Origin of the sequence: Paenibacillus sp. FSL W8-0439, assembly GCF_038008995.1 — a bacterium.
In the GTDB taxonomy this organism is placed as follows: Bacteria; Bacillota; Bacilli; order Paenibacillales; family Paenibacillaceae; genus Paenibacillus; species Paenibacillus polymyxa.
The window spans coordinates 4,333,545-4,349,907 of record NZ_JBBPAK010000001.1 but is presented as its reverse complement, the minus strand read 5'-3'; the positions used below and the strand labels follow the sequence as shown (position 1 = coordinate 4,349,907).

Sequence of the window (16,363 nt, the reverse complement as noted above, 5' to 3'; positions counted from 1 at the left end):
CTGTCATATAGCATTAACTACTAAACCTAACAGGAGTGTGTATTATGAAAAGGAGTCATCAATGCGGCGCATTGACTCATGCGCATATCGGAGAAACAGTTACATTGAACGGTTGGGTACAGACCCGTCGTGACTTAGGGGGCGTACTTTTTATAGATTTGCGTGACCGTAGCGGAATTGTACAAATCGTGTTTAATCCGGCCTATTCGGGTGAAGCACTGCAAATTGCGGATCGTGTTCGCAGTGAATATGTACTTGAGGTTACTGGTACTGTTGTCAAACGTGATGCAGAAACGATCAATACGAACCTGCCTACAGGTGAAATTGAAGTGCGTGTCACTGAAATCGAAGTATTGAATGCATCCAAAACACCTCCGTTCTTCATTGAAGACGGCGTAGAAGTAGACGAGTCGCTGCGTTTGAAGTACCGTTATCTGGACCTGCGTCGTCCGGAAATGCATCAGACGTTGAAACTGCGTTCCAAAGCAGCAAAAGTATTCCGCGACTTCCTGGACGGTGAAGATTTCATTGAGGTAGAAACACCAATTTTAACGAAAAGCTCCCCAGAGGGTGCACGTGACTATCTGGTGCCTAGCCGAGTGCATGAAGGCGAATTTTTTGCCTTGCCGCAATCGCCACAATTGTACAAGCAATTGCTGATGGTAGGCGGCCTGGAGCGCTACTACCAAGTGGCACGTTGTTTCCGTGATGAAGATTTGCGTGCTGACCGCCAGCCTGAATTTACGCAGATCGACATTGAGACTTCCTTCATGCAACAGGATGACTTGCTGCCTATGATGGAGCGTCTGATGGTGAAATTGTTCAAAGAAACAGTTGGGGTAGAACTGGAAACCCCGTTCCAACGGATTACACATGCAGAGGCAATGGACAAGTATGGTTCTGACAAGCCTGACCTGCGTTTTGGTCTTGAGTTGATAAATGTCAATGATATCGTGGCAACCAGTGGGGTAAAAGTATTTGCTTCCGTAATTGAAAAGGGTGGCGAAGTTAAAGTCCTTAATGCCAAAGGATGTGGCACGTGGAGCCGTAAGGACATTGATGACCTGGGTCCTTTTGCAGCACGTTATGGAGCAAAGGGCTTGGCTTGGATCCAAGTGAAAGAAGGCGAATTCAAGGGGCCTATCGTTAAATTCTTCACACCGGAAGAAATCGAAGCCTTGAAAGAGCGTACGGGAGCCGAAGAAGGCGACCTGTTGCTGTTCTCTGCGGATAATAAAAAAGTAGTTGCTGATGTTTTGGGCGCGCTTCGTCTGAAAATTGGCCGTCATTTGGGGCTCATCGACGATAACAAATTCAAATTTGCCTGGGTCGTAGACTTCCCGCTTCTGGGCTATGACGAAGAACAAAAACGTTATGTAGCGGAGCACCATCCGTTCACTCGTCCGAAGGAAGAAGATCTGGCCCTCATGGACACAGATCCAGGTCAAGTTCGTGCTCAGGCCTACGACATCGTGCTGAATGGCTACGAAGTGGGTGGCGGCTCGATGCGTATTTTCAAACGTGAAGTTCAGGAGAAAATGTTCAAAGCGCTCAATCTGCCGCCTGAAGAAGTGAAGGATAAATTCGGTTACCTGCTGGATGCATTTGAATACGGTACGCCTCCACATGGTGGTATTGCCTTCGGTTTTGACCGTCTTGTTATGTTGCTTGCAGGTCGTACAAATCTGCGTGAAACCATTGCATTCCCGAAAACGGCCAGCGCGACAGACCTGCTTATGGATGCACCAGCCGAAGTGGATCAAGCTCAATTGGATCAGCTTCATATTCGTCTTGCTCCGAAGCCTGTTGCACCTAAAGCTTAAAACAAGCGTTGGATTTTGCAAGTGCAAGTTGCCATCTGTTGGCATGTAAATAGATTATAAAATGCCTTGAACCCGTTACCCTTTTATGGATAATGGGTTCGTGGTTTGTATGCTGGAGTTCAAGCATAGAGTTTAAACCAGTGAGGGAGGATTACCATATGCTGCATCAATTTTCACGCACGGAACTGGCCATCGGGACGGAAGGTCTGGAGGTTATGAAAAATAGCACGGTAGCTGTATTGGGTATCGGCGGTGTCGGTTCGATTGCAGTGGAAGCGCTGGCGCGGACGGGTGTTGGACGCATTATTTTGATTGATAAGGATGTCGTAGATATTACCAATATTAATCGCCAAATTCATGCGCTGACGACAACAGTAGGTCAAAAAAAGGCTGATCTGATGGTAGAACGTGTGAAGCTGATTAATCCTGAATGTGAGGCAATTGCACTGAACATGTTTTATACGGAAGAAACATATGAGGAGCTATTCAAGTATGATCTGGATTATGTGCTGGATGCTTCGGATACGATTATTTACAAAGTTCATTTGATTAAAGAATGCTTGAAACGGGGAATTCCGATGATCTCCAGTATGGGTGCTGCGAATAAAATGGACCCAAGCCGTTTTCAAGTTGCCGATATTTCCAAGACAAGAATGGACCCGATTGCCCGTGTCATCCGCACCAAGCTGCGCAAAGAAGGTATTACCAAAGGCGTCAAGGTTGTATTCTCTGATGAGGAGCCAATGAAGCCGCGTGAAGAAATTACCAAAAAAATTGTACCTGCCAACGCACCTGAAATCCGGAAAGCGAAGCAACCACCTGCAAGCAATGCTTTTGTACCTCCGGTAGCAGGATTGATTATGGTCAGCGTAGCTGTCAAGGACCTGTTAGAGCACGCTGGTGTATAAGCTTGAAATGTAGCATGACAGTACATTCGTTAGATTTACAGTAGTATGTTTCAACCTAAGACCTGTAGTTCTGTGCATCACTTCTTGGTGTCACAGTAGGCTACAGCTCTTTTTGTTTTGAAAAAAGCAGCTTACTGCAAACAGATTGAACAACTTGCTGGAGGGTTTTGGTATGAAGGATGGGCTATGGTCCAGAAGTCTCGGTTTCAAGCCCGAGCATCATTGGAAAAAGGAATTAGCCGCGGGTGCCATTTCTTATTTTTCCGTTGTATATATTATTATGGTTAATGCAACCATTTTGGCAGATGCCGGGATCCCTCTTCAAGGGGCAATGCTCGGGACGCTGCTGACCTCGATGATCGGCTGTCTGCTGATGGCTTTTGGCGGAAAGTCTCCCATGGTCGTTGTACCAGGGATGGGGATTAATGCCTTTTTCACTTACACACTCGTACATTCCATGAAGCTGAGCTGGCAGGAAGCGTTGATGGTGGTTGCCGTCACAGGAGTGATATTTGCCGTTGTGGCGTTTACATCATTGTACAAGCTGATCAGTCAGGCGATTCCCCATAATTTGCAGCATGGAATTACGGTGGGTATTGGTCTGTTTTTGACCTTTATCGGTCTGCAAAAAAGTGGGATCGTAATTGCACATCAAACGACTTTTGTGGCTATTGGTCATTTCAATGATCCCAAGGTGATTACGGCCTGTGTAACGTTGCTACTCGCGATTGTATTATTTGTACGTAACGTTCAGGGCGGTTTGCTTATCAGCATTTTGGCAGGAACTGGGCTTGCATACGTACTGGGAGCTGTAGAACCAACAAGCACGGTAAAAACCTCTGAAACGGTGCGACAGTATGGGCAATTGTTTGGGGAGCTTTCCTTTTCAGGTATCGCTTCGGTAGCCTTCTGGATCGCTGTTTTTTTGCTGTTACTGATTGTGTTGTTTGAGAATGTTGGAATGATTACTGCACAGACCAACATGATTGGAAGACCGGATTCTTTTAAGAATAGCTTGCGTGTATTGGCTGTGACCAATATTTTTGCTGGTATTCTGGGCAGCAGTCCCGCGGTAGCCGCTGCGGAGTCGACGGCTGGTATTGCGGCAGGCGGACGTTCAGGAATGACCCCGCTGGTAACTGCAATTTTATTCGGAGCGACATTTTTCTTTATTCCACTATTGGCTTATATTCCTGACAGTGCCATTGCGCCTGTATTAATCATTATCGGAGGCCTAATGGTACAAAATGTGCGAGAGATGGATTTCAGTGATTTTACTGAATCCTTTCCTGCATTTCTGATCATGGTGATGATGCCCTTTACTTACAGTATTGTAGACGGGATGGCATTTGGTTTTATTGCATATCCCGTAGCCAAGCTGGCAGCAGGACGGGGCAAGGAAGTGCCTGTCGCATTATATATCATTTCTGTACTGTTTGTGGCTAACTTTGTGCTTCATTCTCTGGTGTAGTAAACTCGAAGATAGGTTGTACTGTTCATACCCGCGCAGAGCGCGGGTGTTGTTGTTTGAACAAGAATGGTCAGACAGGAAGCGAGGTTGATGGTTTATGGAAAAAGAACAACATGGGCGACAAGATGAGCAGGAAGATCGGATGAAGGAAAAGCCGGGTAAAAGGCCGGACAAGGCTGGTATGGGTCGGTTTATCAAACTGATTGCGAGTGCGCATCCACCCAAGGCCATTCTGATCATCGCCCTGATACTGACCCTGGTTCAGACGATTGCTGGTTTAATTGTACCGATGATGACCAAAGGGTTGATCGATGGCTTAACCTTTTCTTCACTGAACCGTATGGTCATTATTGGTTTGCTTGGCGCTTTTGTGCTTCAAGCGGTAGCTTCGGCAGTTTCGATCTATATGTTGAACTACGCCGGGCACAAAATAGTGGCTAATTTGCGCAAACGCTTATGGCATAAAATTTTATCTCTACCCATTCCATACTTTGACCGGAATCGGTCAGGAGATACGATGAGTCGTGTCACTAATGATACAAGCCTGATTATGAACTTAATTACCGAGTATCTCGTGAATCTGATCTCTAATGTGATTGCGATTATTGGTGGTATTGCATTGTTATTTTATCTGGATTGGGTGATGACGCTCATTATTCTGACCATTGTTCCGCTAACAGCCCTGATTTTATTTCCGGTAGGCAGAAAAATGTATCGTATCTCCAAAAAACAGCAGGATGAGATGGCAGATCTGACCTCAGTGCTGAGTCAGGTTATCGGCGAAATCAGGCTGGTGAAGGCCTACGGAACGGAAAGCAGAGAGGCACAGGCCGGGGAGGATCGCATTTACCGTATGTTCCGCTTCGGGTTGCAGGAGTCGCGTATATTGGCCCTTGTAGGTCCCATTTCTACCTTTTTGCTGACTGCGGTGCTCGTTATTATACTGGGTGTTGGTGGTGTTCGCGTTGCATCGGGTGTACTGACCGCGGGTGATTTGGTGGCTTTTATTTTGCTACTGTTTCAGGTGATTACACCGATGGCCCAATTCACGACCTTGTATTCACGTCTGCAAAAGGTGGTTGGGGCCACTGAACGGATTCAGACTATTTTAGACCATGAAGAGGAACCACTTGAATTGAAGCAGGAAGCGGCAAAAGAGAGCAGAGATATTGTATTTCGTGATGTCGCTTTTTCCTATACCGAAGGTGAAGAGGTTCTTCATCGTGCAAACCTGGTCATTCCGGCTAACCGAACGACAGCATTCGTGGGACCGAGCGGGAGTGGGAAGTCCACCTTGTTTTCATTGTTGGAGCGCTTTTATGTGCCAGATACAGGGGAAATTCGTTATGGAGACGAATCGATATCGTCATATACACTGTCCTCCTGGCGCTCGAAAATTGGTTATGTATCACAGGAGAGCTCGATGATGACCGGAACGGTTAGAGATAATATTACGTATGGCTTGGGGCGCGAAGCTGATTTGGAAGAAATCAGACGAGCTGCCATGATGGCGTATGCGGATACATTTATTATGGATCTACCTCAAGGCTACGATACGGAGGTAGGGGAGCGGGGAATGAAGCTGTCCGGCGGGCAGCGACAACGGATCGCCATTGCGCGTGCGCTTCTTCGCAGTCCTGATATCCTCATGCTGGACGAGGCTACTTCTAGCCTGGACAGCTCATCCGAGCATGAGGTGCAGAAGGCCTTAGCGAATTTGATGGAAGGACGCACGACGATTGTCATTGCACACCGATTGTCTACGGTGGTCCACTCCGATCAAATTATCGTGTTGGACAAAGGCAATGTGACTGGTGCAGGAACCCATGCCGAGTTATTAGAAACCCATCAGGTGTACCGCGAGCTGGCTCAAAAGCAGTTTGTGGAGATGGGGGAGAGAAGTATGGAGTATTAAAGGTCGCTTCGCGTGTGATTTGATCCACCGATCACTCCGCTTCTTCGGATTCAAATCACCCGCTCCACTGGTGCCGCAAAGCTTCATACTTTTGTGAAAGAGTAGGGAATTGGGCGTATTAGGAAATAAGGTTGGATTTTTGTGTTCAAATGTGTTACGCTTACTTTCCTTTTTTTGTATCGGAGCAAGTGAATGAGATGCAGAAATCGAGACTTGATATTCTTAGGAGGTAACTGAAATGGAGAATAAGTTTCAAAGTGCCTATCAAGAAGAACAGCATAGGCTGTCGCTTGCTATGGAGGAAATTGATCGGAGATTGGAACGGCTTCGCAATACGCCAGTGTACACCGGGCATGACTTTACGGAGCAAGTACTGGAATCTGCACGGGAGGAAAAACGCCAGGCTTTAGCCAAAAGCTCGCAGGAGCCTTATTTTGGGCGTATGGATTTTGACGAGCGCGGTAGAGGTCAGCGCAAGCCACTTTATATCGGTAAGATCGGGGTGGACCGTGAAGAAACGTCAGGATATCCGCTGGTGATTGATTGGCGTGCACCGATTGCCAGTTTGTTTTATTCGTTTACAGGTGGTGAAGAAACGGCGTCCTACGAAGCTCCTGAGGGAACTGTCGAGGGCTTGGTGTATCTGAAACGCAACGTTGTCATTCGGAAAAGAATTCTGGAACGGGTAGCTGATACGTACAATCGTGAAAGTGATGAGCCTGCCGTTTCTGATGAGTTTCTCGTTTATCGTTTGGGAGAGAACAAGGATAACCGTTTACGGGATATCGTATCTACCATTCAAGCGGAGCAGGATCAGATCATCCGCGCGGCTAAAAATACAGCCCTCGTTATTCAAGGGGTAGCCGGTAGTGGCAAGACGACCGTAGCGCTCCATCGACTCGCATTTTTGCTGTATCAATACAAGGATCAGGTGTCGGCGGACAAAATGGTTATTTTCGCACCAAACCATATGTTTCTCGATTATATTTCAGATGTACTTCCAGAGCTGGGGGTTGGAAATATTCAGCAAAGTACATTTGCAGACTGGGCGCTAGGCTTGCTGGGGCTGGATTTACCTCTGGCAGATCCTACCGAAACGTTATCTTATTGGTTTGAAAGTGGCAGCTTGAGAACGGAATCTATGGATGAGGCACCGGGTAGATTTAAAGGATCGGTTCATTTTATGAAGCTGCTTCAGGATTTTGTGGGACGACTGGAGCCTATCTCGGTGCCTGAGGGCGACTTTTCACCTTGGGATGGGGCGGTGCTGCCGCGAACGGAGATTTTGAATTGGTTCAATGAGGAATATAAGCCCTATCCGCTCGCGAAGCGGAAGGAGCGTGTGCTGGCAAGAGTCCATCGCTGGATTGAAATGGAACTGAAAAAGTCACCTTCGGCGGCTGCGCTCAAGGAACGAAAGAAAAAAGCCGGATCTCGGGAAAAGGCGTATGCTAAAAAATGGCCACAATATGACGCACTGACGCTTTATAAGCAGCTTTTTCAGGCAACTAAAGGATTACCTGCAGAGACCGCTGCGGAAATGAAGGCTTCTTTGCCGGCTCCCATCTTTAAGGCCACACAGTCAGACCTGCGAAATCAGATCATCCGTGAAGAGGATCTGACTGCGTTGGTGTATCTTCACGTGCTGATTCATGAGGTAGAATCATCTCAACGTTTTGACCATGTGGTCATTGATGAAGCGCAGGATTTTTCACCTTTTCATATCGCTCTCCTGGATTTGTTCGTAAAAGGGCATTCCTTTACAATACTGGGCGATTTATCGCAGGGAATTCATGAATATCGTGGTGTACATGCATGGGAGGAAATGAGTTCACTATTTGTGCCTGAACAAACGGGGTATTTTGCACTTACACGGAGTTATAGATCAACTTTGGAAATTATAGAATTTGCAAATACAATTTTGGAGCAGGGAGTACGTGGCGGCATTACAGCGGTTCCGGTATTTCGTAGCGGTGATCCGGTGCGTACTGTGTCTTACGACTCGTCCATGCGTGAACAGAGTTTACTTACCGCTCTAAAAGAGCTTTCCTCCAAGGATTATCGTACGGTTTCCGTACTGACACGTACCTTAAAAGAAGCTGTAGAGCTGCATGAGGTTTTCACCAGTGCGGGGTTGGATGTCCATTTGATTGATGGTGGTAAAAAGCAATATGAAGGCGGCTTGTCTGTACTGCCTGTATATCTGTCCAAAGGCCTGGAGTTTGATGCAGTTATTGTGGCCGATGCCGACCAGGATCATTATGGAGAACGGACTTGGGATGCCAAGCTGTTGTATGTGGGATGTACCCGTGCGCTGCATGAGCTGTGGCTATTGCATGACGGTCCACTTCCAAGTTACGTACAGGCGCAAACGGAGTAATTAGAACGCTGAAGGTCATGTCAACCAAAGAACAGCCACGAAATTCATTTTTCGTCCTAGGCTGTTCTTTCTTTTTAGTTGAATCACATGTAAGGCTACAGTTATACCGTGACCAGGCTATCTGCAACTTGTTAACCGATATGGTAGAATAAGAGGCGGTTTATAATCGTTTTAATACAGTAGATCGATTGAATTTTCATGTCTTTTAGCTGTATGGGCGAACTTGTTTTCAATGAAAAAAGAAAGTGTTCGTTCATAAATGATAAGGAAGTGAATGAAATGGACTTATTTTCATATTCCCAGGAGTCAACGCCAAACAATCGGTTGCTTGCAGACCGCCTGCGTCCGACATCGCTGGATGAATATATTGGACAGGAGCATGTTGTGGGTCCAGGCAAGCTACTGCGGAGAGCTATAGAGGCCGATCAGGTTTCTTCTATATTGCTGTACGGGCCACCGGGATGCGGCAAAACGACACTGGCACATATCATTTCTCAACACACGCAAGGTGATTTCGTCCGTCTAAATGCAGTAGAAGCATCTGTAAAGGATGTAAGAGAAGTCATTGACCGTGCACAGACAAATAAATCGATGTATGGCAAAAAGACTATTCTGTTTCTTGACGAGGTCCATCGTTTTAACAGTTCGCGTCAGGATGCATTGCTGCCTGCGGTGGAAAAGGGAACGATCGTATTTATCGGCGCCACGACGGAAAACCCCTTTCACTACGTCAACGGCGCTTTAATGAGCCGTTCTACGTTATTTCAGCTTGAAGCGCTAACCCGGGAGCATTCGCTGGCTGCTATGCGCCGTGCCTTGAGCGATGCGGACAAGGGGCTCGGTTATATGCAGCTTCAGGTAGATGAAGCTGCACTGGACCACATCGCGTCCATGGCGAACGGCGATATCCGCCGTGCATTGAACGCACTGGAGCTAGCGGCGCTCACGACCCCTCCGCTGGCAGACGGCACGATTCATGTGACGCTGGAAGTGGCAGAGGAATCCATCCGCCGCCCGATTGTCAAGGCAGACGAGTCCACACAATATGACGTGCTGTCTGCCTTTCACAAAAGCATTCGCGGTTCCAGCGACGCGGCGCTGTTCTGGTTCCTGTATGCCGTAGAGAAGCTCGGCATGGACCCGATGACTTTTATTCGCCGCCTCATTGCAGCGAGCAGCGAGGACATTGGTCTGGCGAACCCGCAGGCGATGGTGCAAGCGGTGAGTGCGCTTGAGGCCTACCGCAATAACGGCTGGCCTGAGGCCAAACTGAACATTGCACAGGCCATTTTGTTCGCCGTGGAAAGTCCCAAGTCGAATGCCGTATACACGGCGATTTCACGGGCCATGTCGGCCATGGACGATATAAAATCGGCCGAGGTGCCGCTACATCTGCGCGACGCACATTACAAAGGCTCGGAAAAACTCGGCCATGTTGGCTATCAATATCCGCATAATTATCCGAATCACTATGTAAGGCAGCAATACTTGCCCGATTCGATAGCAGACCAGACCTTTTACCAGGCCACTGAGCAGGGAAATGAGTCTAAAATCAGGCAAAACCAACGTTGGCGGGAGTCGCAGTCTTAATATATGTGACTTTAATATACGAAGTGTGTACAACATTGTCAGGTTACACGATGATCTTGCAAGAGTGAAGAAGGGAATAAAAGAAATGAAAGACGTACTATTCGTCGCAGCAGGTGGAGCGCTCGGAACCTCTGCTCGCTACAGTATACAATTATTATTGCCTGCGGCTGGGGCAGACTTTCCATTTGGCGTCCTGTTAATGAATTGGCTTGGCTGCCTGTTTCTCGGCTGGTTTTTTACGGTGACCTTGCGATCGTGGCGGATCAACCCCCGCTGGCGACTTGCCATCGGAACAGGCTTTACAGGGGGATTTACCACCTTTTCCACCTTTACAGTGGATGCTGTACGCCTCACGGTTCACGATCGTATGCTGACGGCTATATTGTACTTGCTGCTTAGCGTAGGCGGGGGCTTGTTTTTGACGTGGGCAGGTATCCGTTTAGGCACAAAAATGACACAGGTTGCCCCCAAGGAGGAACATTTATGATTTGGTGGGCGGCAGCAGGTGGAATGGTGGGTACACTAGCGAGATACGGGCTTGGCATGTGGGCCGGAAAAAGGTTGGGTACTGTATTCCCGTGGGGGACGTGGATCATTAATATTAGCGGTTCATTGCTGCTCGGCTGGCTGTATGGCGAGTTTGCGCAACACAATTTGTCTCCTGCACTCTGGATGCTACTGGGAACCGGTTTTTGTGGCGGCTACACCACCTTTTCCACATTCGGCTATGAATCTCTTCAACTGATGGAACACAAAAAATACCGACGTATGGCTATGTATGTATTATCTTCTGTAATAGTAGGAGTTATAGCTGCAGCAATCGGGTACAGGGTCAGTTATACCTTATAAATTTTCAAAATGACATGTGAGCACACCATAAAAGCTTCCAAACCCTCACTCAAGGCGTATCAGCCGTGAATAGGAGGGCGGAAGCTTAGTGCTGTGCTTATTTAATTATTTTTTATCTCGTTCTTTGTATAATTCAGGTAAAAGGGCTTTGAGTTCAGGTCGTGGATCAGGGTCAGATAGCTTCATTTCCTCTAGCGTTTGGACGGCAATCCGCAGTACAGTATAATCTCTGTACCAACGATTGTCTGAAGGAACAACATACCAAGGTGCTTGCTTGGTTGCACTTAGCTCTAGTACCTCCTCATAGTATTGGGTATATTGCTTCCAAAATTTCCGTTCCTGCAAATCACTCGGATCAAGCTTCCAGTTTTTGCGAGGCTTCTCAATCCGGTCAATCAGCTTTTCCAACTGAAATTGCTTTGAAATATGTAAAAAGATTTTAACCACCTTTACACCACTATCCAGCAACAACTGTTCAAAATGCTTGATATGCTTCATATTCTGCTTGGCCTGCTTATCGGATACCTGTCCGTGAACACGTGTAATCAGCACATCCTCGTAGTAAGAACGATTGAACGCCGCAATATATCCGCGTCCTGGAGTTACGCTATGGGCGCGCCACAAGAAATCATGGCTTAATTCCTCAGTCGTAGGTGATTTGAAGCTGTGTACAGTCACCCCGGCAGGGTTAAGATTAGAAAATACCTGCTTGATCACGCCATCTTTTCCGCTGCAATCCATACCCTGGAATACAAACAAAACGGCTTGTTTTTTCTCTGTAAATAATTTACTTTGTAATTCGGCAAAGCGTTCCTTCAATTGATCTGTTTCCTGTCGGATTTCTTCTTTATTTTTAATATTCTTCGTATCCTTGGGGTCCCATTCTTTCAAAGAAACTTTCTTACCCGGTGTCAGCATTCCTAATGAATCAGACATAAAGGCACGCTCCTTTTCAATTGAAGTAATGATCTTGTCTACATCATATACCCAAATGGGGGCGTTATCAAAAATTTCTTAGTGTCGCAATCCGTTTAACAACCGATGAGCGCATGAATGAACCTCTTCACGTAAGTTGCCCACAATGAGCAAGTTGTCATTACTCACAGTCATGCAGAAAGACGATATCAACAGAAACGGTTACACTTCCACTCCTAGACGCAGCTTGAAATTTAACTCTACTTTGATCCATGTAACTCATAACAAGGGATTATAATACTTTTGACATAGTAATCTGTTTATTTCAGTCCATTGGTCACATAATATAAAAGGAAATATCAGGATAATAGATGGATGTCCCTAAACATCCCCTTCTGATAAGATTATTTCCATCAAAATTAAAGTGGGCGTGGTTAAAATGGGGAGAATATTAGTTCCACCTGACAAACTGATGGAAGTTGCTGATCAGTTTTTACAAGGAAAGCATGAATTGGAACGTATGCTGAATTTCTTGAATGGACGAATTGATTTTGTCCAACAAGGCTGGTATGGTGCCACCCAAGAGAGATTTTTTCAGGAATTTCAGGTTTCTCGACAATCCATGAGTGTAACAATTGACCGACTATCGACAGTAGCACAAGAACTTATTTTTATTTCAAAAAACTTTACACAGGTAGATGGAGAAAAAGTCGTATTGAATGTGCCCTGGCTTGGTGCCCCTGTTAAAACGGCATCCACAGGTGAAGGTTGGTTACATAAAATCTTTGAACAGATTGGACAAGCTGAGATTACCAAGGCAGAAGCTCAATTGGAAGCTAGCAAACTTCAAGGAGAAATCCTTTGGGATACTGCACAGGGAGCAAAAGGAGCTATTCAGGGAAATTTGACATTGGGGATGCTGCCAGATAAAGAACGAGATTATGATCATCCCATGGCAGCTAAAGTAGGAGAAATCCTCGGGAATGTAGCTACAACATTGCAGGGGGCTGGTGAGGTAGTAGCTGGATTGGGTGGAGAAGGATTATCAGTTGCTATATCATCTACAGGCGTAGGGAGTATAATCGGAGTGCCCGCATTAATTGGATCGGCAGCTTTGGCGGCGCATGGAGCTACAACTGCGGTTAAAAGTGCAAGTGGAGTAGGGGAAAGCTCAGCGGAATTGTGGCAGATGGCCAAAGGAGAAGGTAGAGGTTCGTCTAACTCCCCAGAAGTTAAGGTAGAAAAGGTACCTGATGGTTTTGAAGGAACGGGTGAAATTCAAAAGAGAACATATGAGCCTAGCCCCAAACATGATCCTCAAAGTGGGTGGGGGAGTCCTAACCCCATTCCAGACGCTGAGACAGGGCAAAAGTTATTGGATGCAGCCTATTCATCTTCAAAAAATAAGCAATTATATAATATTTATGAGGGGAAGCTTGTTAAATTTCAACCAGATGGTGAAACGGGTTGGCATCCATATGAGGTTACGAACCCTGCTAGGGAAGTACCTGCCGATGTATTGAGGCAGTTCCTAAGGGATGGTAAAATTACGAAAGTGGAGTACAATAAGCTATTAAGAAATAAGTGAGGTGCGTTATTCTGAGAACATTTGGAGATAAAAGTACTTTTGCTATCCAATATGAACTTGTAAATAATCCTTTTAATGAAAAGAGTTTAGCTGGTGAATCATGGGGAGAAATTGAAATTTTTGTTCGAGGAAGAAATATTTTTGAGTATAAGAAAGAGAATGTTGTAACACCTTTTCAATGGAACTTAATTTATATTGTTGAATGGTTTAGTGAAAATCATATGCATATATTGAGTGATGAAGCATTTCCTCTTCCAGTTGAAGGACAAAACTCTCTTGAACTTATAGATAATTGTTTGTTGTTTGATTCCGACAATGACGCTGAATTTGATCAATGGTTCGATACAAAGCAAGAATGGGAGTTTAAACACTCATGGTTTTCAAATAGAGCAGGCTCATTTTTGCCTGATGTATTCTTCAGGAGAGTTAACGATAAAATAGAGATTGCATGGGATAATGAGTCTACGTACTCTTCGGAAGGGATCACTTTCATGAATCCAATTGGAGTTGAATATATTCCCATTGGTATATTTGATTCTACTGTAAGGAATTTTGTTGAAGATTTCTTGGATAATCTTCTATTGAATTCTAAGAACAAAAGTGACGCCGAAAAAATTTGTGAAAAAATAAAGGGCTTAATAGTCCAAGAATAGTTTTACTGCTTGATTAGCTTTGTGCCTCTAAGGTCTTTTTCGATGGGCTATCATTGTCCAATAAACTAATTATTAAACTCCTAATAGCCTGTATACTTTGGAAACCTTTTTACAAGAAATGTTTGTCCAGCATGACAGACATCATAAAGAGCAGATCACCAATTTCCTTCGACTTATGGCTAAAAACATGTAACAGAAAAAAGTCGCTCCTCCCAAATCAGGAGAGACGACTTTTTTATTACGGCTATTCAATGTTAATTGTCATTCATTCAAACCGTTTCAGGCTGAAGTTTTTCAACCTTATCAATGGTTCCCCCACCCAGACACCGTTCCCCGTCATAAAATACAACAGCTTGTCCAGGGGTAATGGCCTTTTGATGTACATCAAATACGACATGCACGGTCCCATCCGCAAGCCATTGTAAAGTGACTTGCTGGTCAGGCTGACGGTAACGGAACTTGGCTGTGCAGCGGAATTCGCCAGATGGACGTGCATCTGCGCCTTCAATCCAGTTTACATCCGTGGCAATCAGGCTGGTAGAATACAGGCTGTGGTGACGATCACCTTGTACCACATACAGGATATTCTTCTCCAAATCCTTATCTGCTACGAACCATGGTTCGCCTGAACCTGAGCCGCCAATGCCCAAGCCTTGTCGTTGACCCAGTGTATAGTACATCAGACCATCGTGGCGTCCTTTGACTTCACCCGTAGCAATATCCACCATATCTCCACCTTTTGCAGGCAGATATCCACTCAGAAACTCCTTAAAATTGCGTTCGCCGATAAAGCATACGCCCGTGCTATCTTTTTTCTTGGCTGTATAAAGTCCCGCAGCTTCTGCGATTTTACGCACTTCTGGTTTCGGCAGATGACCGATCGGGAACATGGCTCGCGACAACTGTGTTTGGCTTAATGCATTCAGGAAATAAGTCTGATCCTTGTTGCTGTCCACACCTCGCAGCAAAGTAAAGCGGCCGTCTTCCTCCACAATCCGTGCATAATGTCCAGTAGCAACATAATCTGCTCCCAAATCCAGCGCTTTGTTCAGAAACTCGCCGAACTTAATTTCACGGTTGCACATGACATCTGGATTGGGTGTGCGTCCAGCTTTATATTCATCAAGAAAATAGGAGAATACTTTATCGAAGTATTCTTTTTCAAAATTGACTGTATAGTAAGGAATGTCGATCTGTTCACAGACGCGGCGCACATCCTCCGCATCCTCTTCAGCCGTACAACGGCCAAATTCATCCGTGTCATCCCAATTTTTCATGAAGATGCCGATTACGTCATAGCCCTGCTCCTTTAGCAGCAGCGCGGTAACGGATGAGTCGACGCCACCGGACATGCCGACGACGACACGGGTTTCATGATTGGCTTTAGCCATGGTCATCACCCAATTCTTTCAATATTGTTGTAGAACCCACCTATTGTAACATAAACGATAATAAGTTACGATGTTTGGATGAACAAACGACACGGCGAACGATGCAAGAAAGCTACATAAAACGGGCTAAATCTGTTGCTAATCGCTCGAAAGCAACTTTTTTTAAGATTGTTACCGTAATGTTTCCCTTTACCTGCCCTAATATGTTAACATAAGCTGAGGGTTAGGATCGGAATAGAGAGGTTTACAACTCCAATTATTCCGCGTGTTTAACGGAATTGTTAATATAAGCGAGGTGCCACAATTGAAAATATCAACGAAAGGCCGTTACGGCCTGACCATTATGATGGAGCTTGCGGCCAGGTTTGGCGAAGGTCCAACTTCTTTAAAAAGTATTGCCGAAAAAAATCAGCTATCAGAGCATTATCTGGAGCAGCTCATTGCGCCTTTGCGTAATGCAGGTTTGGTAAAAAGTATCCGTGGTGCTTATGGCGGTTATATTTTGGCGAATGAACCGTCAGGCGTAACAGCAGGAGACATCATTCGTGTGCTGGAAGGCCCGATTTCTCCAGTTGATTTTACGGAAGAAGACGATCCGGCAAAACGCCAGCTCTGGCTGCGAATTCGTGACAGCATTGCTGAAGTGCTGGATTCAACTACACTCAAGGACTTGATCACATACCAAGAACATGATGAATTGGATAACTACATGTTTTATATTTGATTTCCAATTATGTATATAACGAGAAAGATCTTGGTTTATCAAACGTTTTAGCCCCATTATATGGGGCTTTAATTCTATATAAAATACATTAAAATTGTCTATCCTGTAAATTACCAAGCTTGAGCATGTCTGAGAGTTATTTTTTACGGACCAATC

At 45.6% G+C, this 16,363-nt stretch carries 13 protein-coding genes; 11 read left to right on the top strand and 2 right to left on the bottom strand.

Features of this window, described 5'->3' with window-relative positions:
- The first annotated feature begins 44 nt into the window (after window positions 1-44).
- The 8 genes from aspS to crcB (MKX36_RS18560) all read left to right on the top strand — a co-directional run bounded on the left by aspS (window position 45) and on the right by crcB (MKX36_RS18560) (window position 10,936).
- A complete protein-coding gene (aspS, locus tag MKX36_RS18595) occupies window positions 45-1,823 on the top strand; it encodes an aspartate--tRNA ligase (RefSeq protein WP_031462068.1) in 1,779 nt (592 codons plus the stop codon).
- A 158-nt stretch (window positions 1,824-1,981) separates the two neighbouring features.
- The gene (locus MKX36_RS18590) at window positions 1,982-2,731 is read left to right on the top strand and encodes a tRNA threonylcarbamoyladenosine dehydratase (protein WP_016819123.1); all 750 of its coding nucleotides are present in this window, start codon (window positions 1,982-1,984) and stop codon (window positions 2,729-2,731) included.
- Between the two features lie 172 nt (window positions 2,732-2,903).
- Complete coding sequence (locus MKX36_RS18585; RefSeq protein WP_016819122.1) at window positions 2,904-4,202, top strand: NCS2 family permease; 1,299 nt, start codon at window positions 2,904-2,906, stop codon at window positions 4,200-4,202.
- A gap of 97 nt (window positions 4,203-4,299) precedes the next feature.
- On the top strand, window positions 4,300-6,117 hold the full coding sequence (locus MKX36_RS18580) for an ABC transporter ATP-binding protein (RefSeq protein ID WP_025365612.1): 1,818 nt from the start codon (window positions 4,300-4,302) through the stop codon (window positions 6,115-6,117).
- Between the two features lie 238 nt (window positions 6,118-6,355).
- Entirely contained in the window at window positions 6,356-8,497 is a 2,142-nt protein-coding gene (locus MKX36_RS18575; protein WP_340865299.1) for a HelD family protein, read from the top strand.
- Between the two features lie 279 nt (window positions 8,498-8,776).
- Window positions 8,777-10,087 carry a replication-associated recombination protein A gene (locus tag MKX36_RS18570; RefSeq protein ID WP_025365610.1) on the top strand — a complete coding sequence of 437 codons (1,311 nt, stop codon included), beginning with the start codon at window positions 8,777-8,779 and terminating at the stop codon, window positions 10,085-10,087.
- Between the two features lie 85 nt (window positions 10,088-10,172).
- Complete coding sequence (gene crcB, locus MKX36_RS18565) at window positions 10,173-10,574, top strand: fluoride efflux transporter CrcB (protein ID WP_016819118.1); 402 nt, start codon at window positions 10,173-10,175, stop codon at window positions 10,572-10,574.
- The gene (gene crcB, locus MKX36_RS18560) at window positions 10,571-10,936 is read left to right on the top strand and encodes a fluoride efflux transporter CrcB (protein ID WP_016819117.1); all 366 of its coding nucleotides are present in this window, start codon (window positions 10,571-10,573) and stop codon (window positions 10,934-10,936) included. The genes crcB (MKX36_RS18565) and crcB (MKX36_RS18560) overlap by 4 nt, the downstream gene beginning before the upstream one ends.
- Before the next feature lie 105 nt (window positions 10,937-11,041).
- On the opposite strand, the gene MKX36_RS18555 is transcribed toward crcB (MKX36_RS18560), so the two are convergent.
- The gene (locus tag MKX36_RS18555) at window positions 11,042-11,872 is read right to left on the bottom strand and encodes a PPK2 family polyphosphate kinase (RefSeq protein ID WP_016819116.1); all 831 of its coding nucleotides are present in this window, start codon (window positions 11,870-11,872) and stop codon (window positions 11,042-11,044) included.
- A gap of 418 nt (window positions 11,873-12,290) precedes the next feature.
- On the opposite strand from MKX36_RS18555, the gene MKX36_RS18550 reads away from it, so the two are divergent.
- Window positions 12,291-13,439 (top strand): WXG100 family type VII secretion target, encoded by a 1,149-nt coding sequence (locus MKX36_RS18550; protein ID WP_340865298.1) that lies wholly within the window; start codon window positions 12,291-12,293, stop codon window positions 13,437-13,439.
- The gene (locus MKX36_RS18545) at window positions 13,436-14,092 is read left to right on the top strand and encodes a DUF5984 family protein (protein ID WP_025365608.1); all 657 of its coding nucleotides are present in this window, start codon (window positions 13,436-13,438) and stop codon (window positions 14,090-14,092) included. Before MKX36_RS18550 ends, MKX36_RS18545 begins: the two co-directional genes overlap by 4 nt.
- Before the next feature lie 269 nt (window positions 14,093-14,361).
- On the opposite strand, the gene mnmA is transcribed toward MKX36_RS18545, so the two are convergent.
- Entirely contained in the window at window positions 14,362-15,483 is a 1,122-nt protein-coding gene (mnmA, locus tag MKX36_RS18540; RefSeq protein WP_340865297.1) for a tRNA 2-thiouridine(34) synthase MnmA, read from the bottom strand.
- A 304-nt stretch (window positions 15,484-15,787) separates the two neighbouring features.
- Between mnmA and cymR the strand changes: the two genes are divergently transcribed.
- The gene (cymR, locus tag MKX36_RS18535) at window positions 15,788-16,207 is read left to right on the top strand and encodes a cysteine metabolism transcriptional regulator CymR (protein WP_013372613.1); all 420 of its coding nucleotides are present in this window, start codon (window positions 15,788-15,790) and stop codon (window positions 16,205-16,207) included.
- Window positions 16,208-16,363: the final 156 nt, after the last annotated feature.